The organism is Cryobacterium sp. TMT2-17-1 (assembly GCF_004402765.1).
In the GTDB taxonomy this organism is placed as follows: Bacteria; Actinomycetota; Actinomycetes; order Actinomycetales; family Microbacteriaceae; genus Cryobacterium; species Cryobacterium sandaracinum.
In genome coordinates, this window is record NZ_SOGC01000046.1 from 23,571 (window position 1) to 45,549 (window position 21,979).

General features: G+C 68.5%; 21 protein-coding genes and 1 riboswitch. Of the genes, 9 read left to right on the forward strand and 12 right to left on the reverse strand.

Going from position 1 to position 21,979, the window contains the following annotated elements; all coding sequences use genetic code 11:
* Positions 1-83: 83 nt before the first annotated feature.
* Complete coding sequence (rraA, locus tag E3O47_RS13360) at positions 84-548, forward strand: ribonuclease E activity regulator RraA (protein ID WP_104099347.1); 465 nt, start codon at positions 84-86, stop codon at positions 546-548.
* A gap of 256 nt (positions 549-804) precedes the next feature.
* Here rraA and E3O47_RS13365 read toward each other — a convergent pair whose 3' ends face one another.
* Positions 805-1,404: a hypothetical protein gene (locus E3O47_RS13365; protein ID WP_134401113.1), complete on the reverse strand. Its 600-nt coding sequence runs from the start codon at positions 1,402-1,404 to the stop codon at positions 805-807.
* A gap of 168 nt (positions 1,405-1,572) precedes the next feature.
* Here E3O47_RS13365 and E3O47_RS13370 point away from each other — a divergent pair, with 168 nt between their 5' ends.
* Both E3O47_RS13370 and E3O47_RS13375 read left to right on the forward strand, forming a co-directional pair.
* On the forward strand, positions 1,573-2,430 hold the full coding sequence (locus E3O47_RS13370; RefSeq protein ID WP_134401112.1) for an SDR family oxidoreductase: 858 nt from the start codon (positions 1,573-1,575) through the stop codon (positions 2,428-2,430).
* Between the two features lie 138 nt (positions 2,431-2,568).
* Entirely contained in the window at positions 2,569-3,369 is an 801-nt protein-coding gene (locus E3O47_RS13375) for a nuclease-related domain-containing protein (protein WP_134401111.1), read from the forward strand.
* A gap of 28 nt (positions 3,370-3,397) precedes the next feature.
* Here the strand turns inward: E3O47_RS13375 and E3O47_RS16060 are convergent, their stop codons facing one another.
* On the reverse strand, positions 3,398-3,568 hold the full coding sequence (locus E3O47_RS16060) for a hypothetical protein (protein ID WP_166784810.1): 171 nt from the start codon (positions 3,566-3,568) through the stop codon (positions 3,398-3,400).
* A gap of 116 nt (positions 3,569-3,684) precedes the next feature.
* On the opposite strand from E3O47_RS16060, the gene E3O47_RS13380 reads away from it, so the two are divergent.
* Positions 3,685-4,476 (forward strand): nuclease-related domain-containing protein, encoded by a 792-nt coding sequence (locus E3O47_RS13380; protein ID WP_166784811.1) that lies wholly within the window; start codon positions 3,685-3,687, stop codon positions 4,474-4,476.
* A 170-nt stretch (positions 4,477-4,646) separates the two neighbouring features.
* Positions 4,647-6,608 (forward strand): hypothetical protein, encoded by a 1,962-nt coding sequence (locus tag E3O47_RS13385; RefSeq protein ID WP_134342163.1) that lies wholly within the window; start codon positions 4,647-4,649, stop codon positions 6,606-6,608.
* Between the two features lie 207 nt (positions 6,609-6,815).
* On the opposite strand, the gene E3O47_RS13390 is transcribed toward E3O47_RS13385, so the two are convergent.
* The 4 genes from E3O47_RS13390 to E3O47_RS16065 form a co-directional block, all read right to left on the reverse strand.
* The gene (locus E3O47_RS13390; RefSeq protein ID WP_134342162.1) at positions 6,816-7,253 is read right to left on the reverse strand and encodes a phosphohydrolase; all 438 of its coding nucleotides are present in this window, start codon (positions 7,251-7,253) and stop codon (positions 6,816-6,818) included.
* A gap of 272 nt (positions 7,254-7,525) precedes the next feature.
* Positions 7,526-7,599, forward strand: a riboswitch (cyclic di-GMP riboswitch).
* A gap of 896 nt (positions 7,600-8,495) precedes the next feature.
* Entirely contained in the window at positions 8,496-8,915 is a 420-nt protein-coding gene (locus E3O47_RS16270) for an ice-binding family protein (protein ID WP_198418035.1), read from the reverse strand.
* Positions 8,916-8,950: 35 nt separating this feature from the next.
* A complete protein-coding gene (locus E3O47_RS16275; protein WP_198418036.1) occupies positions 8,951-9,298 on the reverse strand; it encodes a hypothetical protein in 348 nt (115 codons plus the stop codon).
* Positions 9,299-9,594: 296 nt separating this feature from the next.
* Positions 9,595-10,227, reverse strand: coding sequence for a vWA domain-containing protein (locus E3O47_RS16065; RefSeq protein ID WP_166785399.1), 633 nt, complete (start codon positions 10,225-10,227; stop codon positions 9,595-9,597).
* 560 nt (positions 10,228-10,787) lie between these two features.
* Here E3O47_RS16065 and ppsA point away from each other — a divergent pair.
* A complete protein-coding gene (ppsA, locus tag E3O47_RS13405; protein ID WP_134420850.1) occupies positions 10,788-13,178 on the forward strand; it encodes a phosphoenolpyruvate synthase in 2,391 nt (796 codons plus the stop codon).
* Between the two features lie 135 nt (positions 13,179-13,313).
* On the opposite strand, the gene E3O47_RS13410 is transcribed toward ppsA, so the two are convergent.
* The 5 genes from E3O47_RS13410 to E3O47_RS13430 all read right to left on the reverse strand — a co-directional run bounded on the left by E3O47_RS13410 (position 13,314) and on the right by E3O47_RS13430 (position 18,562).
* The gene (locus E3O47_RS13410) at positions 13,314-13,700 is read right to left on the reverse strand and encodes a hypothetical protein (RefSeq protein WP_134420852.1); all 387 of its coding nucleotides are present in this window, start codon (positions 13,698-13,700) and stop codon (positions 13,314-13,316) included.
* Between the two features lie 347 nt (positions 13,701-14,047).
* On the reverse strand, positions 14,048-15,346 hold the full coding sequence (locus tag E3O47_RS13415; protein ID WP_241986209.1) for a maleylacetate reductase: 1,299 nt from the start codon (positions 15,344-15,346) through the stop codon (positions 14,048-14,050).
* Between the two features lie 7 nt (positions 15,347-15,353).
* The gene (locus E3O47_RS13420; protein WP_134420854.1) at positions 15,354-16,058 is read right to left on the reverse strand and encodes an alpha/beta hydrolase; all 705 of its coding nucleotides are present in this window, start codon (positions 16,056-16,058) and stop codon (positions 15,354-15,356) included.
* 8 nt (positions 16,059-16,066) lie between these two features.
* On the reverse strand, positions 16,067-17,041 hold the full coding sequence (locus E3O47_RS13425) for a ring-cleaving dioxygenase (protein WP_134420856.1): 975 nt from the start codon (positions 17,039-17,041) through the stop codon (positions 16,067-16,069).
* A gap of 474 nt (positions 17,042-17,515) precedes the next feature.
* The gene (locus E3O47_RS13430) at positions 17,516-18,562 is read right to left on the reverse strand and encodes a sigma-70 family RNA polymerase sigma factor (RefSeq protein WP_134420858.1); all 1,047 of its coding nucleotides are present in this window, start codon (positions 18,560-18,562) and stop codon (positions 17,516-17,518) included.
* A 185-nt stretch (positions 18,563-18,747) separates the two neighbouring features.
* Here E3O47_RS13430 and E3O47_RS13435 point away from each other — a divergent pair, with 185 nt between their 5' ends.
* Complete coding sequence (locus E3O47_RS13435) at positions 18,748-19,611, forward strand: hypothetical protein (protein WP_134420860.1); 864 nt, start codon at positions 18,748-18,750, stop codon at positions 19,609-19,611.
* Between the two features lie 62 nt (positions 19,612-19,673).
* Here E3O47_RS13435 and E3O47_RS13440 read toward each other — a convergent pair whose 3' ends face one another.
* Complete coding sequence (locus tag E3O47_RS13440) at positions 19,674-19,958, reverse strand: glutaredoxin family protein (RefSeq protein ID WP_134374113.1); 285 nt, start codon at positions 19,956-19,958, stop codon at positions 19,674-19,676.
* Positions 19,959-20,132: 174 nt separating this feature from the next.
* On the opposite strand from E3O47_RS13440, the gene E3O47_RS16070 reads away from it, so the two are divergent.
* Both E3O47_RS16070 and E3O47_RS13445 read left to right on the forward strand, forming a co-directional pair.
* The gene (locus tag E3O47_RS16070; RefSeq protein ID WP_166785400.1) at positions 20,133-20,312 is read left to right on the forward strand and encodes a hypothetical protein; all 180 of its coding nucleotides are present in this window, start codon (positions 20,133-20,135) and stop codon (positions 20,310-20,312) included.
* Entirely contained in the window at positions 20,309-21,889 is a 1,581-nt protein-coding gene (locus tag E3O47_RS13445; RefSeq protein ID WP_134342783.1) for a GGDEF domain-containing protein, read from the forward strand. The genes E3O47_RS16070 and E3O47_RS13445 overlap by 4 nt, the downstream gene beginning before the upstream one ends.
* Positions 21,890-21,979 lie beyond the last annotated feature (90 nt).

Genomic DNA, 21,979 nt, shown 5'->3' on the forward strand with positions numbered 1-21,979 from the left:
ATGTCCCGCAGCGCAGCGAGCTTGAGCGAGCAGCTAGCCTGAGGGAGAAAGCCTGCACCGCACCGGACCCCTGGAGGACACCAATGCTGTTGACCGCCGACCTGTACGACCAGCGCGGGGAAGACCTGCAATCCGTTTCGCTCCAGTTCCTGAACCTGGGTGGCCTCGCCCGGTTCAGCGGCCCGATCCGCACCGTGACCTGCTTCGAGGACAACGCCCTGCTCAAGTCGGTGCTGTCGACGCCCGCCGCCGGCGAGGTGCTCGTCATCGACGGCGGCGGCTCGCTGAATACGGCGCTGATGGGCGACATGATCGCCGACCTCGCGGTGCAGAACGGCTGGGCCGGCGTGGTGATCAACGGTGCGATCCGCGACCGGGTGGCCATCGGAGGGATGCCGCTGGGCGTGAAGGCCCTCGGCAGCAACCCGCGCAAGAGCTCGAAGGCCGGCGCTGGAGTCACGGATGCCGTCGCCCGGTTCGCCGGCGTGACGTTCACCCCCGGCCGCACGATCTACTGCGACGAAGACGGGATCCTCGTCGAGCGGTGACGCCCAGCGGACGCGACACAGCACGCGCCCGGGCAAGACGCGCGGCGCCACCCGAGGAACCTCACTCAGGTGGAGCCGCTGGTGCGGGGGGCCGACGTCATTGTTGTTCGTTCTGAGTACGCAATTTCAGACCTACTCGGCAACGGTACTTCGTCACCGGTCACCTTGTCACCATCTGCGAGCTAACGATTCGTACCGGCCGGGCGGCGCAGCGCCGCCCGGCCGGCGACCTCGGCGCAGCTCGGCTCAGCGCGGCTCAGCGCGGCGTCGGGCGGTTGGCGCTCACGACCTGGCTGCGCTCGGTGAGCTCGACGACGCGCTGCGTGCCGTCGTCGAGGGTGACCTCCACCTCGAAGGCGTGGTCGAGCGCTCTGCTGCGGCGGAAGTCCGTCACGGTGCCACTGCCGACCTCGGCCAGGGCCGCCTGGCCGGCAGTCGTGCGGTCGACGCTTGCGAGTTCCGCAGCGGTCAGCACGCGGGGTTCGGCCACGGATGCCGCGTCGCCGCTCCAGCTGGGTGCACTCACCCACACGACGGTGAAGGTCTCATCGAGCTGAACCGCGACCTCGACGCCGTTCGGAAGTCGGGTGTCGACCGTGTAGGACTCGGAGGACTCGGAAAGCGCGTGAGACTCGGCGGGGCCGCGCTGGGCATCCGTCACCGTGGCTGGCCCGACCTCGGTCAGGGCCGCGCGACTCGCACGCGCCAGCTCGGTGTCGGTCAGGGTGGTCTCGTCGTCGCCGAGACCCGTGGCGGCCGCGATTCCGGCGGCACCGGCACCCACGGCGACCGTGGCGGCCACCGCAGCCGCGATCCAAGTTGACTGTCGGATTCCGGGCACCCTGATTGCATTCACACCCCCAGTCTGGGGGACTCCGGGCGGCTTGGATGCCACCGTTCCTGCCGCCGCGCCCTCCACCGTGTCAATTTGCCTTAGTGGCTAAACTAAATGCATTCGACGAAAGGTGTGACTCATGTCCGGCTCCTCTCCCACCCCGGCTCGCGATGACTCCACGGGCATCTGATGGGCAGCATCCTCGTCACCGGTGCCTCCGGAACCGTCGGCCGGGCCGTGGCCGCGGCGCTCGCGTCCACCGGCGAGAGCGTCATCTCCGCGGTACGGAACCCGGCCGGCTCCGAATTCGCCCTGGACCCGCCGGCCGGCACACCCCGTGCCTTCGATTTCTCCGACCCGACCGGGTGGGCCGGCGCCTTCGCCGGAGTCGACCGGCTGTTCCTGCTGCGCCCGCCCGCGATCGCGAACGTGGCGGACACCCTCATCCCGGTGATCGACACGGCGCTGGCGCACGGCATCCGCCAGATCGTCTTTCTCTCCCTGCAGGGTGTTCAGTTCAACCCGGCCACTCCCCACCACGCCGTGGAGAAGCACCTGCGGCGTCAGCGGGCCCCGTACACGTTTTTGAGACCGAACTTCTTCATGCAGAATTTGTCGACCGTGTACCGTGACGGCATCCGGGAGCGCGGCGAGATCTATCTTCCGGCGGCCAGGGCGCGCACCGCATTCGTCGACGCCCGTGACATCGGGCGCGTCGCCGCGCGGGTGTTCACCGAGCCGGGGCACCTCGGCAGTGCCTACACGCTGTCGGGCGAGCAGTCGCTGGATTACTACCAGGTGGCGGACATCCTCTCGGAGGTGCTCGGGTGGCGCATCGTTTATGCGCGGCCGAGCGTCGACGACTACCTCTCCCGGTTGGCCGAGCAGGGCGCAGAGGCCGACTTCATCGCCGTGCAGAAGATGATCTACCGGGTGGTGCGCCTGGGGGTTTCCGCGTGCCCGAACCGGGTGATCCGGCGGCTCTCGGGCGATCCGGCAACCACCTTCCGGCAGTTCGCCACAGACCACCGCGACGTCTGGTCGTAGGCCGCACCGGTACCCGCATCGGCACCGGCATCGCGGGCGAACCCGGTGCGCCAGTCGCCACGCCGTCGACACCCCCCTTCGGGGACTGCGTGCTCCCCGTCCCGAGTCGCTAGATTCGAGTCAGCAAAGGGGATTGCGATGACGGTGGACAGTGCCACGATGCAGGAGAGCCTCGCGGCGCTGTCAGTCACCGAGCAGCTGCTGCGGGTTCAGGGGAGCGTGCCCCGACGGTCGCGGTTCGCGGGGTTCTTCGGTCTATCCCCGCACGGCGCTGACAGCATGTCCTGGTATCTCGGGGCCAAAGGAGAGATTGTGGTGGGCTCCATCCTGGCGACGCTCCCACCCGAGTGGACGGCGTTGCGCGCCGTGCCCGTCGGCTCCGCGACCGCCGAGATCGACCACCTCGTGGTCGGACCCGGCGGAATCTTCACGATCACCACGAAGCACCACCCGAGCAATGACATCCGTGTCGCTCGGGACACACTGCGGGTCGACGGCGAGTCCGTGCCGTATTTGCACAACGCCGCATCCGAGGCCGAGCGCGTCACGAGCCTGGTGCGAGAACGGATGCCGCTGGTCGCGCCCGTGCAGCCCGTGATCGTGTTCGTAGACCCTCGGCTGCTCACCATCGAGCAGAAGCCCGAGCAGGTCAAAGTGCTCGACGCGGACGAACTGCGCCGGTGGCTGGTCAGGCTCCACCCCGTGCTGTCGGCCGGTGAGGTGCAGGAGGTGGCGGACCTTCTCGACAGCCCGCACGTGTGGCACGTGCTGCCGGACACCACCCCCGATGATGTGCGCGAGCGGTTCACGGCGCTCGATACGCGGGTGCGATCGGCCGGCATCCGACGGATGCTGTGGGTCCTGTTCGCCGCGGCGGGCGCCATCGCGGCCGGTTACGTCGTGTTCCGGCTCATCGAAGCCGCGCTCGCGACGGCCTGAGCCAGAACGACGCTCCCGAAGCGGGGGCCTACTCGGGCAGGCGGCGGCGGACCTCGTCCGTCAGCGCGTCGAGCGCGGTGCAGATGGCCACCAGAGACTCCTCCACCCCGCGGGGTGTCGCGGCATCCTCTTTGATCGTGTTGATGTGGGTTTCGAGCAGCCCGAGCTGAGTTTGCACGACCTTCATGTTGTTTACCATCCGACCATCGTAGGTGGCCGGTTCGGGCCCGTCCCCAAAGGGAGTGCCACCCGTTGGGGTGAGCCGTTACAATCGACGGTGGGGGATCAGAAAAGATGACGTTGGAAAGTACCAGAATGCGCCAGCGCTTCGCGGCCCAATTCATGATCGAAAAGCTGCTGCGCGAGCAGAGCGGCACTCCTCCACGAACCCTGTGGGCCCGGTTTCTGGGGCGTTCCCCGCTCGGCGTGAACTGTGAGGGCTGGTACCTGGGCGCCCAGGGCGAGATCGTGGTCGGCGAAAAGTTGGCGACGTTGTCGCCGGAGTGGGCGGTCTTCCACGCGCTGCCGATCGGCGGACACGGCTGGGACATCGACCACGTGCTGGTGGGCCCCGGCGGCGTCATCACCATCAACACCAAACAGCACCGCCGCCAGCGCGTGCTCGTGGAGGAACGCAGCGTTCTGGTCGACAGTCGGCCGGTGCCCTACCTGCGTCACGCGAAATTCGAGGCGGAACGGGTCACGACGCTGCTGGAAGACCGCCGTCCGCTCCCGATTCCCGTGATTCCCCTGGTCGTCCTCGTCGGTGCGCGCAGCATCGACGTGCGGTCAGCGCCGGTGCCGGTGACGGTTCTCGATGCCGCCGAGCTCGTTCCGTGGCTGACGTCCCTGCCGATCGTGCTGGGCCCGGCGGATCGTCTGCGCGTCATTGAACTGCTCGACGACCCCGACATGTGGATCGATGTGCCGCTGGGTTCCGGCGAGGGCCTGATCGAAAGTTTCTCTCGGCTCGACTCCGAGGTGCGCGCCGCCGCTCTGCAGCGCACGGTGCTGTTGCCGCTCGAGCTGGCGGTGGCAGCGGTGGCCGCCTTCATCGTGCTGAACTCGGCGATGACGTTGGTCGTGGGGATACTCGCGTCCCCGTGAACCCCCGCGACAACCCCCGCGACAGACCCCGTGAGAGACCCCGTGAGACCATCGGAAAAAACATGATTTCGGGCTTCCTACACCCTGAACCTTAACGCTCGGGGTCATTCTCACAGGCGACAGGCGTACCCTCGTCACACAGCCTCTCACGAAGGCTGGAAGGGGAGTCAGTGGTGTACATCCGCGTGGAGACCAGCGTCGCGGTGCAACAACTCGCCAACGGTCTGCACGATGCGGGCCGAGATCGTCCTTGGGTTGTGGTGTCGTCGCCGTTCGGCACCAGCCTGCCCGAAATCGGAATCGACCAACTCGCCGGCCAGATCGGCGACGTCGCGCGCGTCTTCCTGATCGAGACGGGCGAGCTCACCCGCCAGCTCGGCGATCTGCTCCCGGCCCAGTTCCAGGTCTACGGCAGCGCCGGCCGTTCCTTCCCCGTCGGCGACGCGTTCGCCGACCTGGCCCGTTCCCGGCTTCGGTTCACGCACGGCGACCCGCAACACGCCACCGATCAGCTGGTGACGGATGCCCTCGCCCACGCGCATCAGGCCGGCCTCTTCGCGCTCGCCCCGGCATCCGTCATCACCGTGGACGGCACCGTCAAGGGGTTCATGCTGGGCGGTTCCCGGGCCCTGGTCGAACTCGACGGCGGCGGCATGGCCACCGTCTGGCAGGAGCTGACCTACCCGCCGGTACCCCTCGACTGGACTTTGCAGACCGGTCAGCGCATCCAGGGCGCGCTCGACGCACCCACCCATCGTCTCAATGTCGAGATCAAGCCGCCCTCCGTGGCCACGATCGCGAAGCGCTACCCGCACGGCAGCATCACGCTCGCTCTGGTGCAGAAAGTCAGTGCGCAGCGGGCGGTTCTGGCCCTGCACCCGCACCTGGCGCTCACGATCACCCGGGCCGATATCTCGGCCAACTCGCTTGACAAGGTCGATGCCCTGCTCTCCGAGGGTGACGTCGTGGCGGCCCGGGTCATCCACCTGCCGAGCGGCGCCCTGCACCTGTGCCTGAGCGACGTCGACGACGACGAAACCGTTCTGCCGTCGCTGTGTGCCGTGCGGAATGGACCTCCCTGGCTGCAGGAAAATCGTCCGCTGCTGCCTCAGGTCGAGGAAGACGCAGGCGCCGCCGCAGTGGTCGAACTCGACAGCCAGTCCGCGCTCGTGGGTGCCTCCGCATCGGCCCGCCGCGCCGCGGGGGTCGCCCGTATCGGCATTTCCGGTGGTTCCGGCGTTTCCGGTGCTGCCGGGGTGTTCGATGCGGCCGGCGTCTCCGGGGTCACGGTCCTGATCACAGCAGGCCCGACATCGGACCGCCTTCACCCGCGCCCATCGCCGGGGCCGGGCCGCGTGCACGCCCTGCGTCCGGTTACAACGGGGGCCACCCCGTTCCGGGTCACGCCCACGCCCATTCCCGCGCCACACTCCGCGCTGCAATCGACCCAGCTGTCCCTCGCCGAGGCGAAGTCCCGCATCGTGCGTCTCGAGAACCAGCTTTCCGAGGCCGGCGCCACCGATTCCGACCTCGCCAAACTGCGCGAGCAGGCCCGCTCCGCACAGTTGCAACTGCGCGATGCCCTCGTCGAACTCGCCACCCTGCGCCACACGGTCGCGGAGCTGCGCGACGACCAGCGGGCCCAACGACGGATGCTGCGCGAATCCCGCCGCACCGTCCCCACCCACTCCGCGGTCAGCGAATACGAGTCGCGGCGAGCCGCCTGGGAGGAACCCTCCGGCTGGGTGCGGCATGAGATCCTCCTCGCCTGGGTCGACCGGGTTCCGGAATCGGACCGCGAGGAATGGAAGCTGCCGCACAGTTACGTGCTGGGGGAGCGGTTCACCGAATCTCTCGCCGGGCTCGACGACGGCCAGCTGGCCAAGGCGTTCAAGGCATCCGTCGACGTGCTCACCGGCCGGGTGAAGACCCTCAAGGGGCGGCACCTGCACGCGCTGCGCCAGGGCGCAGGGCCGGCCGACCCGCACCTGCTGCGCTGGGACGGCGCCCGCTGCATGCGCGTCTCGATCGAGCAGAACACCCCCGCCGCGCGCCGAATGCACTTCTGGCAGCTCCCGGATGGCGGCATCGAGCTGGGCCGCATCGTCACCCACGACGACATGGAAGCCTAGGCCTCGACCTGGACGGACTGCATCAAGCCCATCGTCCGGACGGATTCCCACCCGCTGGTGCACTGGGGTCACTGCGTCACCGGCACTCTGGAAACGGTGTTGGATGACGGCACGGAGGCCGACGCGGGTCAACCCGCAGCAGGGGTCAACCCGCAGCGTGAGTCGACCGCAGCGTGGTTCGACCGCAGCAGGGAGCCCCGAGCCGGCCTAACCCAGCGCCGCCAGCGCCGACCCGTATTTCACCGCGAGCCTCTTCTGCGCGCTCGCGTCCAACTGTTCCACCCGCCAGGGCTCCAGGTTGTCGGCGATGTCGGCGCGCTTCACGGCGAGAGCGATCGGGTTGGCGCGAATGCCGGCGTAGTAGTCGGCGTCGCTGACGGCATCCGTTCTGGTGAGCACCGTGACGGCCTCGACCACACCGCCCGGGATGCCCGCTTTGAGCAGGTCGTGGCGGGTGATGTTCGAGTCTTCGAGCACATCGTGCAGCCAGGCGGTGGCCTGCTCGAGGGGATCGTTGAGGCGCTCGGAAACGCGACGGGGATGGTCGATGTAGGCGGTGCCGAGCTTGTCGACCTGGCCCAGATGTGCGGTTGTGGCGATTGTTTTTGCCGCGGCGACGTAGGTACCGCCTGTGGTGACCGTCATGGAGACCCCCCTCTTAGCACTACAACAGAGCAGTGTGAGCGGCTCCGCCCACGACTGCAACGTTAGCCCGGGCCTTCGCCCGTTGCTAGGAGTTCGGCGCCGGGAAAGCGCGCTTCGGCATCCGTCACCCCGAGTCTGTGCCGGACGCACCCCTCGATTTGGGGGGCCCTCGAGCGGCGAAAGTTTTAGCCTCGCCGGTTGCGCGCCGAACCTGGCTGATAGGTTTCTTTCAGGTGACCGACTGGTCGCTGGAGTGACGGTCACCTTCACGTCAATCGCAAGGGCACACCCGTCGTGAGGCGGGGTCGCAAAGGCACGGAACCCTCGGGTCAGCCGGCCTACCGAATGAAAAGGAACCGCCCCAGATGAACCTCACCTCCCTCGAGGCCGACACCAGATGCGGCCGTTCAGCCTCGTCTCTGTCGTCTCGTGGCGCGGTGGACACACCTCCGTTTTGTCGTCCCCTTGGGTAGGCGCACGACTGCAACGGTGGAAGCCGGGCGAGATTAGGGATCTCGTCCTGATCTGGCAGTGCGATCGGGAATCGATTCGGGTTCGGTTCCCGATCGCATGCTTGTTTCACACCCTGGCACGGCCCGCGCTGAGAAGCCCGGCTCGCCGAACCGAGAACGACTGACTCACCCGGGAACACCACTCTCAAGGACTGCACCGACGCAGGCACTGAACCGCACATATGCAGAATCAAGGACCGGTAACAGAACCCGCCGCCGAGCACCTCCGTGCACGCCGGGCCCCTCCCGGTCAACCGGGCCTCTCCCGGTCAACCGGGCCTCTTCGCCGCTCCGATCGCCGAGGCTGGAAGGTTGTGGCGGCCCCGCCGCTGACCAGGCGGGTCACCGCGCCCAGGCTCGTGCTCGGACTGTTCAACCTGCGCTGCTGCTGCGCTGGTGCTGCCGGTGCTGCTGCGCTGCTGCGCGGGTGCTGCGCCGCTGCGCCCGTGGCGCGCCTCCAGCGCAGCGGCGTAAACCCCGCGCGGGGTTCCGACGCCGCCCGTGAGCCGCCCATCGGCATCCGTCGTGAGCGGAGCCGGTGCGTTCGTGGCTAACTCAGGAGATGCGGGCGGATGCTGCCCGGCAGCCCCGGAAACGCGGGAAAGTTTCGGCCGCGGTGGCGGTTTCTCCTGAGTTGGCCACACTCGCGCGGGCGGCTGTGGACTGGTGCCCGAGAATCGGGCGACGACGGATGCCGCCGAACCGGTTCCCGAATACGGCCGACCGGTGGTTACAGGGCCGGCTTCGTCACAGAGTTGCTCTGCAACGTGACGGCGGTCTGGGCCAGCAACCGGCCGGTGATCGACGCGCCGGTCTTCATCGCGATCATGGTCTTGCTCAGGATCGTGCCCTCGAAGTGCGCGGTGGTGCCGACCGAAACTGCACCGGCGGTCTGCCAGTACACGTTCTTGGCCTGCACTCCGCCGACCAGGGTCACGTTCTTGGCCGAGGCCAGGTCGATGTTGCCGGCGATCTGGAACACGAAGACGTCGTCCGGGCCGCCGGTGAGGCGCACATCACTGGAGATGGTTACGTCGGTGTTCCACTTGTGGAGGTCGGGCTTGAGCGTGAGACCGCCGATTTCGCCGGCACCAAGGTCGATGAAGTCAGGGTTCGTGCGCCCCGCCGCGTCTGAATAGGCGATTTCCATGTCACCGACGGATGTCCTCAGGAAGCTCGGGTCCGTCACCGCGCACGGCGGACCGGCGGCGTCGACAGTGAAATGGTGCCGGTCATGACCTCAGGGCAGGTCAGCAGCACCGCGTCGCCGGTGATCGGGCTGGCCCCGACGTTGCCGTTGACTGCGGATGCGTAGACGTTCGTCACGCCGGTCTTCGACAGGATCGCGAAGGAGTCCGCTGTGCCGAGCTCGACCGGACTCTGGGGGAGTGAGCCGGCGACGGCCGCTCCGCCCAGTCCGGCGCTGCCGACGCCGACCACGGCGACGACGACAAGCAGTGCCAGAACCCGCTCCCGGGCCGTGGATGCGCGGGCTGGGGAAGTGCCGACGGATGATTCGTAGAAGTGGAACATGGTGGTACTACCTGTCGCCAGTCCCGCACGATGCGGGTCTGGGACAGGGCCACTGTGGGAGCGGTCCCCGACGCTACACGTCGGGTTTCTTCGCGCCGGCAGGGCCTATCAGGGCCGACTTCACCCCGAATAGAGCCCCCGGTCCCACGGCAAGCGGGCGTCCTCCACGCACACCATCGCACGCCCCACGGGACCGCTTCCAACGAATCGAATCTGTCTGAATCCGAGACTAGGGGCAGTTTTCACGCACTCCGCCAACAGGGGTTCCGGCCTCCTGAACTTCACCCAATCGTTGCCTACACGCCATCACCTCCGGCTTCGATGCGCTCCTCGAAGGTGAAGCCGCGCTTCTCCTTCTTGCGCACATCCGTCACGTAGCGACCGAGGTTCGCGCTCATCGCGGCGACCTCACCCGACGCGGCAGCGAAGGTCATGGAGCTGGCGGAGTCGAAGCCGAGTGCGGCCCCGGTGAGCACGGCGTCCTGGTTGGCGCCGAGGAACACGAAGTCCCAGCTGTACGATTCGGTCTGCCGGTTGATCAGCGCGCGCACGGCATCCGCGGAGTATTCGCTGCTCGAGTTCTCGCCGCCGTCGGTCACGACCACGACCTGCACGGTGCCGGGACGCGCGTGCTCGGGCAGCACCCGCAGCGTCTCGCCGAACTCCGTGACGGCGATGCCGATCGCATCGTGCAGCGCCGTCATGCCGCGCGGGTCGAGCTCGACGGCGATATCGCTCGGGTCGGCGAGGGTGTGGGTGTGCTCGATTTCGTCGTCGAAGGTCACGATATCCACGGTGAGCAGGCCCGGCTCGGCGGCCTGTGCGGCAAGCATCGCGGTCAGGCCGCCGACCATGTCGTCACGGATGCCGGACATCGAGCCGCTCCGGTCGATCACGAGAAGCAGAGCGGTGTAGTTGGGATCAGTCATCTGTACCTCCTGGTTGAGGCTCCCTCGTGGGGAGTACTTCAGAGTCTCAGGAGCCACTGACAGTGCCGGCGGTGGTGCGGTGGTGCGGTGGTGCGGCGGTGGTGCCGGCGGCGGTGCGGTGCGGCGGTGGTGTGGTGCGGTGCGGCAGTGGTGTGGTGCGGCGGTGGTGCGGTGCGGCTCTGGCCATCCGCTGCCGAGCTCGACACCTTCGGTCGAGTGCGACAGGTCTGCGGGCCGAACTCGACCGGAACTGTCGTTCCCGCGAGCCCGCAGGCCTGCCCAGCCTGGCAAGCACGGATGCTCGACGTCGAACCAATTCGACGGAGATTCTGGCGAAAATGCGGCTTTCCGGTGTGCTTGGGATGGATTTTGGCAAAATCTCCGTCGAATTCGTTCGGGGCGCGGTTCAACGAGCCGGAGACACTTTCGGGGGGAGTAGGTTGCCATCACGTGGCGCAATCCGCGTGACACGCGGCCACGCGGCCACGCGGCCGCAGGGCCGTAGAGCCGCAGGGCCGTAGATCACCGGGTCGCAGAACTCACAGAGGGGTGGAAGAACAATGCTCGAGAGCAGTGTGGTGTGGTTCAACGAGATCGGACTGGGTGACATTCCGCAGGTCGGCGGCAAGAACGCGTCGCTGGGCGAGATGGTCCGTGCCCTCAGCGACGATGGCGTGAAGGTGCCCGACGGATTCGCGACGACCGCGAACGCCTATCGCGCGTTCATCGCGGCGAACGGGATCGAGCCGGCACTGCGGCGCCAGCTCGACCTGTTCCACGACGGCCGCGCCTCGCTGCGCGTCACGGGCGAGGCCCTGCGCGAACTGTTCCTGGGGGGTGAGTTTCCCGCGGACATTGCCGACGGCATCCGTGCCTCGTATCGGGAACTGTCGGAGAAGGCCGGGCATCCGAACCTGCCCGTGGCCGTGCGCAGCAGCGCCACCGCCGAAGACCTGCCCGACGCCAGCTTCGCCGGTCAGCAGGAGACGTTCCTCAACGTGACGGGCGAGCGCGATCTGCTCGACGCCTGCCGCCGCTGCTACGCCTCGCTCTTCACCGACCGGGCGATCAGTTACCGCGAGGTCAAGAAATTCGACCACCTCGAGGTGGCGCTCTCGATCGGCGTGCAACAGATGATCCGAGCCGACGTCGGCGGCTCCGGGGTGATGTTCTCCATCGACACCGACACCGGCTTTCCGGGCGTGGCCGTGATCAGCGCCGCCTGGGGGCTCGGCGAAACGGTGGTGCAGGGCACGGTCAATCCCGACAAATATCTGGTGTTCAAGGCGCTGCTCGACCAGCCCGACTGCACGCCCATCATTGAGAAAACTCTCGGCGAGAAGGCCCGCAAGATGGTCTACGCCAAGGGCGGCAGCGCCCGCACCCGCACCATCGACACCCCCGATCGGGAGCGACAGGCGTTCGTGCTGACCGACGCGGAGATCGTGAAACTGGGCCGTTGGGCCGTGATCGTGGAGAACCACTACGGCCGGCCGATGGACATGGAATGGGCCAAAGACGGCCTGACCCGCGAACTGTTCTTGGTGCAGGCGCGCCCGGAGACCGTGCACTCGCAGGCGAGCGGCACCCGGTTCACGGTGAGTACCCGGACCGAGACGGGGCCGCTGCTGGTGACCGGGGTCGCGATCGGCGACAGCATCGCGAGCGGCGTGGCCTGCGTGATCAAGGACCCCGCCGACATCGAGAAGTTCGTCGACGGCGCCATCCTGGTCACCGAGATGACCGATCCGGACTGGGTGCCGATCATGACCCGCGCGGCCGGCATCGTCACCGACCACGGCGGTCCCACCAGCCACGCCGCGATCGTCAGCCGCGAGCTGGGCGTGCCGGCCGTCGTCGGCACCGGGATGGCAACCGACACGCTCACGGATGGCCAGATGATCACGATCTCCTGCGCCGAGGGCGACGAGGGCTACGTTTTCGAGGGCAAGCTGGCTTTCGAAACCGAGGAGATCGACCTTGGCACCGTGCCGAAAACCCGCACCAAGGTCATGGTCAATATCGCCAGCCCGGCCGCCGCCTTCGAGTGGTGGCGGTTGCCTGCCGACGGCGTGGGGCTGGCCCGGATGGAATTCATCATCAACAACCTGATCAAGATCCACCCGATGGCGCTCGTTCACCCGGAGCGGGTCACCGACCGGGCCGCCATCCGTCAGATCGAGGAGCTCACCCGGGGATATATGGACCCGAAGGAATACTTCGTGCAAACGCTCGCACTCGGTATCGCGAAGCTGACCGCGCCGTATCATCCTGACCCCGTGATCGTGCGGATGAGCGATTTCAAGACCAACGAATATGCGCACCTGATCGGCGGGTCGGTCTTCGAGCACTCGGAGGAGAACCCGATGCTCGGCTTCCGTGGCGCCTCCCGCTACTATGACGAGCGCTACCGGGAGGGCTTCGCCCTCGAGTGCCGGGCGATAAAGCAGGTGCGGGAGAAGATCGGCTTCGACAACGTGATCGTGATGGTGCCGTTCTGCCGCACCGTGACCGAGGCCGACCGTGTGCTCGCGGTGATGGCGGAGAACGGGCTGGTGCGCGGCGAGTCCGGGCTACAGATCTACATGATGTGTGAGATTCCGGCCAATGTGATCCTGGCGGAGCGTTTCGCCACCCGGTTCGACGGCTTCTCGATCGGCTCCAACGACCTTACCCAGCTGGTGCTGGGCGTCGACCGCGACGCCGAGGACCTCGCCGCCCTCTTCGACGAACGCGATGACGCCGTGAAGCAGATGATCCGCGAGGCCATTCAGAAGGCCCACGCCGCCGGGATCAAGATCGGCATTTGCGGGCAGGCGCCGAGCAACTACCCCGACTTCGCGGCCTTTCTGGTGGAGGAGGGCATCGACTCCATCTCGCTCAACCCGGACAGCTTCCTCAAAACGGTGGGCCGAATCGCGCAGGCGGAGCGGGACCACGACACGGCGTAGGAGGGATGCGCCGGACTAGGGACACGCCGTCGGAGGGGCGCGGCGGCAGAGGGCGCTTTGTCGCGGGCGAGAGGCGGCAGCAGAAGACGGATGCCAATGCGCGGCATCCGTCTTCGTGTGACGTGTTCGGTGTGGTTAGCGCTCGGCCTCGTCGAAGTCGTCGAGCACGGCCTGCTCGTATGCGGCCTCGGCCGCTTCCGCCTTCTCACGGGCGTCGGCGACGCGCACGCTGATCTCGTGCTCGGATGTGCGCAATCGTGCGGCCGCCCGCGGGCTGGCCGTGTCGAGCAGGTCCTCGAGGGTGTCGGGGTCGAGGTGCACGGCAGCCAGCGCGTCGACTTCGGACCGGGCGACGGCGGCCGTGCTCCGAAGGATGCGCAGCCTCGATTCCTGCACGAACTTCCGCGAGAGGCGGTCGGTGGCCTCCGCGGGGGTCCGTTCGACGGGAACCATGCTCTGCTCGGACCCGTTCTGGTTGGTGTTGTACCGCTCGGCCCCGCCGCCGCTTTCCGTGTTGCTCATCGTGTCTCCCTTTTTTCCGCTGGCAGCCTAGCGCGGCAGGTGTCTGCGGCAAATGGGAGCGGCGGGCGGGGCCTGCGGGGTGCGTGTTGGCGTCGGCGGGGCCACTCCCTCGTGACACTCGACCGCACGTGTCGGTTTCGGCGCCAGAGACCCGCTGCTGCGCTGAGAGTCGCCGTTGCTGCCCAGCGTCGCCGGTAGAGCGGCGTCATTGGGCAGAAACGGCGACGCTGGGCGGTTCGCGGACGAGACGGACCGCTGAGTGATCGGAACGCGGCCCGAGGAGACGGCCTGAGCAGACCGCCCGAGGAGACCGCCCACACCGCCCGGCCGCGCCGCCCGCCCAGCGGCTAGCGCCCGCCCGGGGCGGCGCCGGACCAGGCATTCCGCAGCAGCAGAGTCAGGTCGTCGGGGGTGACCGCGCGCGGGTTCGACGCGGGAACGGCCGGCAGGACCAGTGCCACGGCCCGGGCGATGTCCGACTCCTGAAACCCGAAGTCCCGCAGCGCAGTCGGTGCGTGCAGGCTGTCCCGCAGGGCGAGTAACCCTTCGACGGCGGTGCGCGAGCCCAGGGCGGCGGCTATCCGCGCCTCGGCCTCGGTGGCGGCGGGCGCGTTGAGGGCGACCACATGCGGCAGCACGATGGCGTGCGTCTGCGCGTGCGGCAGCCCAAAAGTCCCGCCCAGCACGTGACAGATCGTGTGATGCAGGCCCGAACCGGCGCTGGAGAACGCGCTCGCCGACAGATACGCGCCATAGAGGGCATCCTTCCGGGCGGCCAGGGCTCCGTGGATGCCGCCGCCCCCCAGAACCGGATCGCTCCCCGATGTGTCCGAGCCGGCCGCCTCCGCGGTGTGCGGGCCGACCCCGGGAGCCACGGCGATTCGCGGTAGGGCGTGGGCCAGCATCCGGATTCCCTCAGCGGCGAGCAGCGCGCTGACCGGGTTCGCGCCCGGGGCCCAGAAGGCGTCGACGCCGTGGGCGAGGGCGTTCAGCGCGCTGGACACGCTCAGCTCGCGAGGGAGGGACAGCGTGAGGTCGGCGTCGTAGATCACGGTGCCGGGCAGGACCCTCAGATCGAACCCGGTGGTCTTCACCCCGTTTTCGACCAGCCCCCAGACCGCGGTGGCCTCCGAACCGGAATAGGTGGTGGGCACCGCCACGATCGGCAGTCCGCCGGTCCGCTCGCTGCGCAACGCGAGAATCTTGGCCAACCCGATCGCCGACCCGCCGCCGAGGGCAACGATCACGTCGACGCGAGCCGCCTGGGCCGCCCGATGGGCGCGCTCGGCCGACTCCGCCGGAACGTGCTGCACGACCTCATCGAACACCAGCACCGAACGGATGCCGGCGAGCACCGCCGCGGACCGCTCCAGTTCCCGCCGGGTCGCGATCACCATCACGCGCGGGGCGCCGGGGGTGCCGCTGGCGCTCAAGGTGCCCGCCGTAGCGATCACGCTCGCCGTGCCGGTGCCGGTGCCGCCGGCCTGCACGGTGCCGCCGGCCTGCACCGTGGCCGGCTGCTCGCCGAGCACCTTGCCGAGCACCTCGCCGAGCAGCTCGCCGGCCCGCCCGGTGCCGAAGAGCACGCGCTGTCGCTGCGTTCGATACTCGAAATCGAGGCCCGGCCCGACGGGCTGCTCCCTCACGGCACGCCTACGCGCGGGTCTGCATGGGGCGGGCCAGCCAGGCTCGGGCGGCGGCGACATCCGTGGCGGCGATGCCGTGACCTCCGTCGCGCAGCTCGCGGTCGACCTGGGCGCCGCGCCCGATGAGGGTGGCGACGGCCCGGTCGGCGCTCGCGAGCGGGGCCATCAAGTCGGAGCGTCCGTTGAGCATCAGCACCGTCGTGTCGGCGAGGTCCGTGGCGAGCGCGCGATCGTCGAGCGGGAACATGCCGGAAAACGCGACGACCCGGTCGAGAACGTCGGGGTGCAGCAGGGCCGTGGCCAGGGCGATGTTGGCCCCGTTGGAGAAGCCCACGGCGATAATGCGGCGCCCGCCGAGGTCGTAGTGCTGCCGGGCCCGGGCGATGAAACCGGCCAGTTCGCCGGCCCGCAGCACCACGTCCTCGACATCGAACACGCCCTCGGAGAGGCGGCGGAACCAGCGCAGCATGCCGCCCTCGGTGACCCGACCGCGCGGGGCGAGCACGGTCGCGCCGGGGTCGAGCGCGTCGGCAAGGGTGAGGATCTCCTGCTCATCGCCGCCGGTGCCGTGCAGCATCAACAGCACGGGGGCGGAGACATCCGTGGGGTCTGAGCCGGGCGGGCCCGAGTCGCCGGATGCCGTCGGCGAACCCGCCCGGAAAACGTGCACCCAGTCGAGATCGGTCTGTGGGGAGTCGCGTTGCTCGGTCATCGAGGGTCCTACTTCTCCGCGACGAGGGCCGGGTTGTTCTCGCTCGGCAGGGTGATCGGAACGACGGCGCGCTCGATCTGGTCCCGGCTGGGCTCGAGCCACGGCGGCAGCTTGAGCGAGCGGCCCAGTTCCAGCAGTGGCTCGTCGATGTCGAAGCCGGGGGTGTCCGTCGCGATCTCGAACAAGACGCCGCCGGGCTCGCGAAAATAGATCGACGTGAAGTACTGCCGGTCGAGGATCGCCGTCACGCCGTAGCCGCGCGCGACGAGTTCCTGGCGCCACTGCTCCTGCGTGGTCTTGTCCGGCACCCGGAACGCGATGTGGTGCACGCTGCCGCCGGCGGTCAGGCCGACCTGCCCGTTCGGGTCGGCGAGGATGTCCACGATGTTGCCGGGGGCTCCGTCGCCGGCACCCACCCGGATGCGGTCGGTTGTCTCCTCGATCACGTGCATGCCGAGGTCGCGGGTGAGCATCTCGACGGTGCCGGTCGGGTCGGCGACGGTGAGCACCGAGGAATGCTGGCCGCGCACCGCGTACTCGGCGGGCACAGATGCCGAGTCCCACGGATTGCGCGGATCAACCGTCGACGAGGCCACGAGGTCCAGCTGCAGGCCGTCGGGGTCACGCAGGGAGAGGCGTTCCTCGTCGGCGGAGCGGCGCACGAATTCGGATTCGACGCCGAGTTGCCTGAAGTGGCCGGCCCACCAGCCGAGGCTGCCGGCCGGCACCGAGAAAGCGGTGGACGTGGACTGGCCCGAGCCGGGGCGCCCGCTGGAGATGCCCGTCCAGGGGAAGAAGGTGAGCAGCGAACCCGGGCGGCCCGCGTCATCCCCGTAATAGAGGTGGTAGGTGCCGGGGTCGTCGAAGTTAACCGTTTTCTTTACGAGCCGCAGGCCGAGGCCGGTCACGTAGAAGTCGATGTTGCGCTGCGGTGCACCGGCAATCGCGGTGACGTGGTGCAGTCCGGAGGTGTGCGGAGTCACGGGGTCCCTTTCTGGCGGGAAGCTGGTCGGTGTGCTGTTGGCGTCGAGTCTGGCATGCGCTTTCTGAGCTGCGCAGTCCGGCGTGATGCCGACTTCTATGCAAACACATGTTTCTGTGGATTCATTCCCAGGCACGTGCAGCTCCCGCGCGAGGGCGAATGCGCCGCTCGGGCCGCCTCGGGCCGGGCCGACGGGACTACTCTCCCGGGCCGACATCCCAGGAACGCTCCGGCAAGTCCTCGAGCCAGTTCCCGACCGAATCGTCGTTCGCCAGGGAGATGCTGCTCTCAGCGGGACACGCCAGCCCCGGCGGAACCGAGCACGACGCCTCGGAGATCAAATCCCGGCCGTCGACATCCTTCGGCGGTTGTGCACCCGCGTTCCCAAACATCGAACCCCCTCAGTCGGCTTTTCCGGTGCGGTCGCCGGGGTCCGGGGCAACAGTTTGAAGCTACGCTCGCGGAGGATTCGCCGTCAAGCACTTCGAGAAACGGATGCTGCCGCGATTCTGCCGCCGCCCCGTTCCGCCGTCTCCGCGCTGGCGCTGACCCGCGCCCCGGGAACCCGCCCGGAGGCCAACGGAGACCGCAGCCGGGCCAGGGCCTGCAGCTCGATCTGCCGCACCCGGTCGTAGGACACACCGAAGTGCGCTCCGATCTCCCGCCGGGGCTTCGGGATGTCGCCGCCAAGGCCGTACCGCATGCTCAGGACGCTGGCTTCGCGGTCGGGCAGGAGGGAGAGGTGGCAGGCGAGGCGCTCCAGCAGGAGGGTGCGGCCGGCGGCGTCGCACGGGTCGAGCGCCGCGACATCCGCAATGGTGTCGCCGAAGGGCACGTTCTCGAGGCCGCTGCCGAGGTCGGCCCAGACCGGGGCGTCGATCGACCGCGGCTGGCCGGTGCGGTTCCGCAGCGTCAGGATCTGTTGCGTGGTGAGCCCGCTGGCCTGGCCGAGTTCCGCGATGGTGCCGTCGCGGCCGAACTGCTGCCGCAGCCGGTGCTGCACCTGGTTGAGGGCGGTGAGCGCCTCGACCTGGTAGGCCGGGAGACGGATGGTTCGGGCCTGGTCGGCCATCGCGCGTTGAATGCTCTGGCGGATCCACCAGGTGGCATAGGTCGAGAACTTGAAACCGCGGGTGTGGTCGAAACGCGGGGCCGCCCGGATCAGGCCGAGATTGCCTTCCTGGATCAGGTCGAGGAGGTCGAGCCCGCGGCCGGTAAAGTGCCGGGCCACGGACACCACCAGCCGGAGATTCGCGCAGATCAGGTGATTCATGGCCCGCCCGCCGTCGGCCGCGAGCCAGCGGAGCTCCTCCCCGAGGTCGGCGGCCCCCTCGCCGGAAGCACCCGGCCAAAGCCGTGAGAGTCTCTCCGCTGCGAGCAGCCCGACCTCGATGCGCTGGGCGAGCTCGATCTCATCCGTCTTGGTCAGGAGCGGCACACGGCCGATCTCGTGCAGGTAGGCGCCCACGGAATCGGCGGAGAAGCGGTGACGGGAACGGGAACGGCTCGCGGCGATGGTCATGCCGGTACCGTAGGCGCGGGCCGGGGTCGGGACCTCGGGGCCGACGCAGCGTGTGCAGAATCACCGCACGGGTCCGGCTGTGCAGGAACCCCGTGCGCCGACCGACCTCGAACGGGGAGTTTCGCTCGGGGCCCGGATCGACGATGATGAGCGGGCAGAGCCGCATCGAGTGGAGGGACGCGACTATGAGTGATGCAGAGTCAAACGATTCCGGCGAGAATTTTCTGCCCGGCCGTGACGGCGAAAGCGGCGGCGGCAGCGGTGACGACAGCGGCGACAGCGGTGATAGCGGTGGCGACAGCGGCGGCGTCAGCGAGAGCGAGGTCGACGGCTACGAGGTCTACCACCCGCCGGCGGACCGCTTCCTCACCGCCCAGATGTGGTGGATCGCGAGCGAACTGGTGCGGCGGCATCCGCATCTCCGCATCTCCGGGGTGGAGGTCGACGAGGCCGACCGCCTCCTGATCGTGCATGACGAGCAGGACGGCATGAGCGTGCAGTGGGACCTCGAGGGCGGCTGCAAATTCCTGGTCAACGGGGTGGTGCAGAAAATCAGCTGGATCCAGATGCTGGCCACGCTCAACCCGCACACGATCGTCAAGCGTATCGAGGTGGCGACCGGACTCGGCATCCCGAAGACCACACCGGCCACGTCCGCCCGGGCGCTGACCTACCGGGTGATCGCCAGCGCGCTGGCCACCGCGACCAACGACCGGTACGAGTGGTACGCGGTTCCGGCGCCCATGCTGCACGACGAAGATCCAGAAAACCCCGGATGCGAGTTCTTCCGCGACTTTCCCTCCACCGTTCGGGCGCGGGCCGAGTATGTCGCGATGACCCTCGATGAGTTCGAGGCGGGCGGTCGCAGCGTGTACTTCTACCAGCCGTTCTGGGCGCTGCTGCGCGACCTCGAGCCGATCGCGATCTTCGACTCTGCCGGGGTGGTGCACACGACCTCGGGCGCCACGGCACTGATGCCCCTGTATGAGAGGCTCGACCGCAAGCTCGCGCTCGTGACCGCGCGCGTGCTCGCCGACTACTTCCCCTGAATCGGGCGCGGGCACTCGGGCAGGCGAGCCGGCCCCCGCTGCGGAGAGGGCGAGCGAGCCGGTTAGCGGATGCTGCCGAGCTGGGTCAACTTCGCGTGCAGAGTCGAATCGCTGGGCTCCACCACGTGGGTGCCGTCCGGGAACAGGATCACCGGGATCTGGGTGCGGCCGCTGATCGCGTGGGCACGGTCGGCGCCGTCCCCCACGAGCAGGAGGTCGACGTAATCGTAGTCGACGTTCAGCGTATCGAGCAGTTTCTTCGAGCGGCGGCAGTCGCCGCACCACTCCGCCCCGAACACGGTCAGGCGCTGGGCGTCGGAAACAGGGGGAGCGGCGAGGTCGGTCATGAACTCATCCTAGGTCGGCACCCTGAGTGCCCCGCGGGTCGGCGTGCGTGCGCCTCGTTTTGGGGCAGAGGGCCATCGTCGATGCCCTCGAGAACCGGGTTTTTGAGGCAGGCCGACTGCTAGGTTCAGTCTGAGCACGAACAGTTGGGGGACTGAACATGCATTCAGACCAGGATGCCGCACAAGACTCAGGGGGACAACCGGCCATCGACCTGCCACGACCAGCAGCGCCTCACGCAGCGCCGGCGCCAGAACCAGCGCCAGAACCAGCGCCAGAACCAGCGCCAGAACCAGCGCCAGAACCAGCGCCAGAATCCTCGATCGACGACCTCCTCGCCGACTGCGAGCGATTGAGCGCGAGCGGGAGCCATCTCGACGGTGTCGGGCAGGCCGAGGCGGTGCTGGCCCGGGCCGGCGCGACGCTGCTGCAGCAGGCGCAGGCCCGTGAACTGCTGGCGCTGCATCGGCTGCGACTGGGCGACTATGAGGCGTCCGTTCAGCAGGGACTGTTGGCGCTGGAGTTCCTGGACGGCACCGGCGATCTGCTGCGGCAGTCCAAGGTGCACTGCACCCTGGTGCTGGCCTACAGCGACACGGGGCTCTACGAACCGGCGCTGCGCCACGTGCTCGCGGCAGTGGAGACGGCCCGCGGCAGTGGCAGCGCCCTGGCCGAATTCTGGGCGCTCAGCCGTTCGTCGATGGTGCACGAGGGCATGGGCGAGTCCGAACGGGCGCTCGAACTGGGGCGGCAGGCGCTGGGCCTCACGCGCACGATCGATGACCCCGAGGCGCGGTTCGTGGGTCTCAACAACCTCGGTGACACCTGCCTGATCCAGGCTCAGAGGCAGAGCGCCCAGGGCATGAACGTGGAGATGGGCCTGAAGCAGGCCCTCCTGCTCGTGCGGGAGGCCGTGGCCGTGGCCCACGCCCAACGGCACAACTTCTACGAGAGCATCGCCCGCACCAACCTGGTCAGCATCCTGATCGAACTCGGCGAGCACGAAGAGGCCCGCGAGCAGGCCGGCCGGGCCCGCCGTCTGGCGAAGGCGCACGGGTTCCGCAGTCTCGAGGAGAACAACGACGCGCAGTTGGCCGAGGTGGCCAGGGCCGAGGGTGACCTCGATGGGGCAACCGCGATGATGAACGCCCAGCTGCTGGTCGCCGCCCTCGACGACGATCCGGCTCTGCACATCAAGCTGCAGCAGGCCTTGTTCGAGATGCACAAGGAGTCCGGCCGGTTCGAGCAGGCGCTCGGGCACTTCGAGAAGCTGCACGCCCTGATCCTGAAACGCACGACCGAGACGGCCGGCATCCAGTCCCAGATGCTGATCAACACCCTGGGGATCGAGCAGGCCCGCCACGAGGCGGAGCGGTCGCAGCTCGATGCGGCACGGCTGCGCATCCGTGCCGACGATCTGGACCACCAGGCGAACACCGACCCGCTGACCCGACTGCCCAATCGCCGGGCGCTCGACCGCCAGCTGCCGCCCCTGATGGGCCGCTCCCGTGACACCCGGCAACCGATCTGCGTGGCCATGATCGACATGGACCACTTCAAGCGGGTCAACGACGAGCACGGGCACGCCACCGGCGACGAGGTGCTGAACGCCATGGCCACCCTGTTGCGCGCCGTCACCCGGGACAGTGATATGGCCGTGCGCGTGGGCGGCGAGGAGTTCTTGCTCGTTTTCGCCGACACCACCCTGGAGTGTGCCGAGCAGGCGTGCGAGCGCCTGCTGGCCTCCGTTCGCGGCTACCACTGGGGTGCCCTGGCGCCCGATCTGGCCTGCACTGTGAGCGTCGGCCTGGCCGAACTCTCCCCGGGCGAGACCGTGGCGGACTGGCTCGCGCGCGCCGACGCGGCCCTCTACCAGGCCAAGGATTCCGGCCGGGACCAGATGGTTACCGCCGTGGTGCTGTCGGCGGCGTAGAACCCGAGGAGCCCCCCCCCCATTCAGAGCGCCGTGCCCGGCCTTGAACCAATTCGACGGAGATTTTGCCGAAAGGGTCGGTTTGAGGCC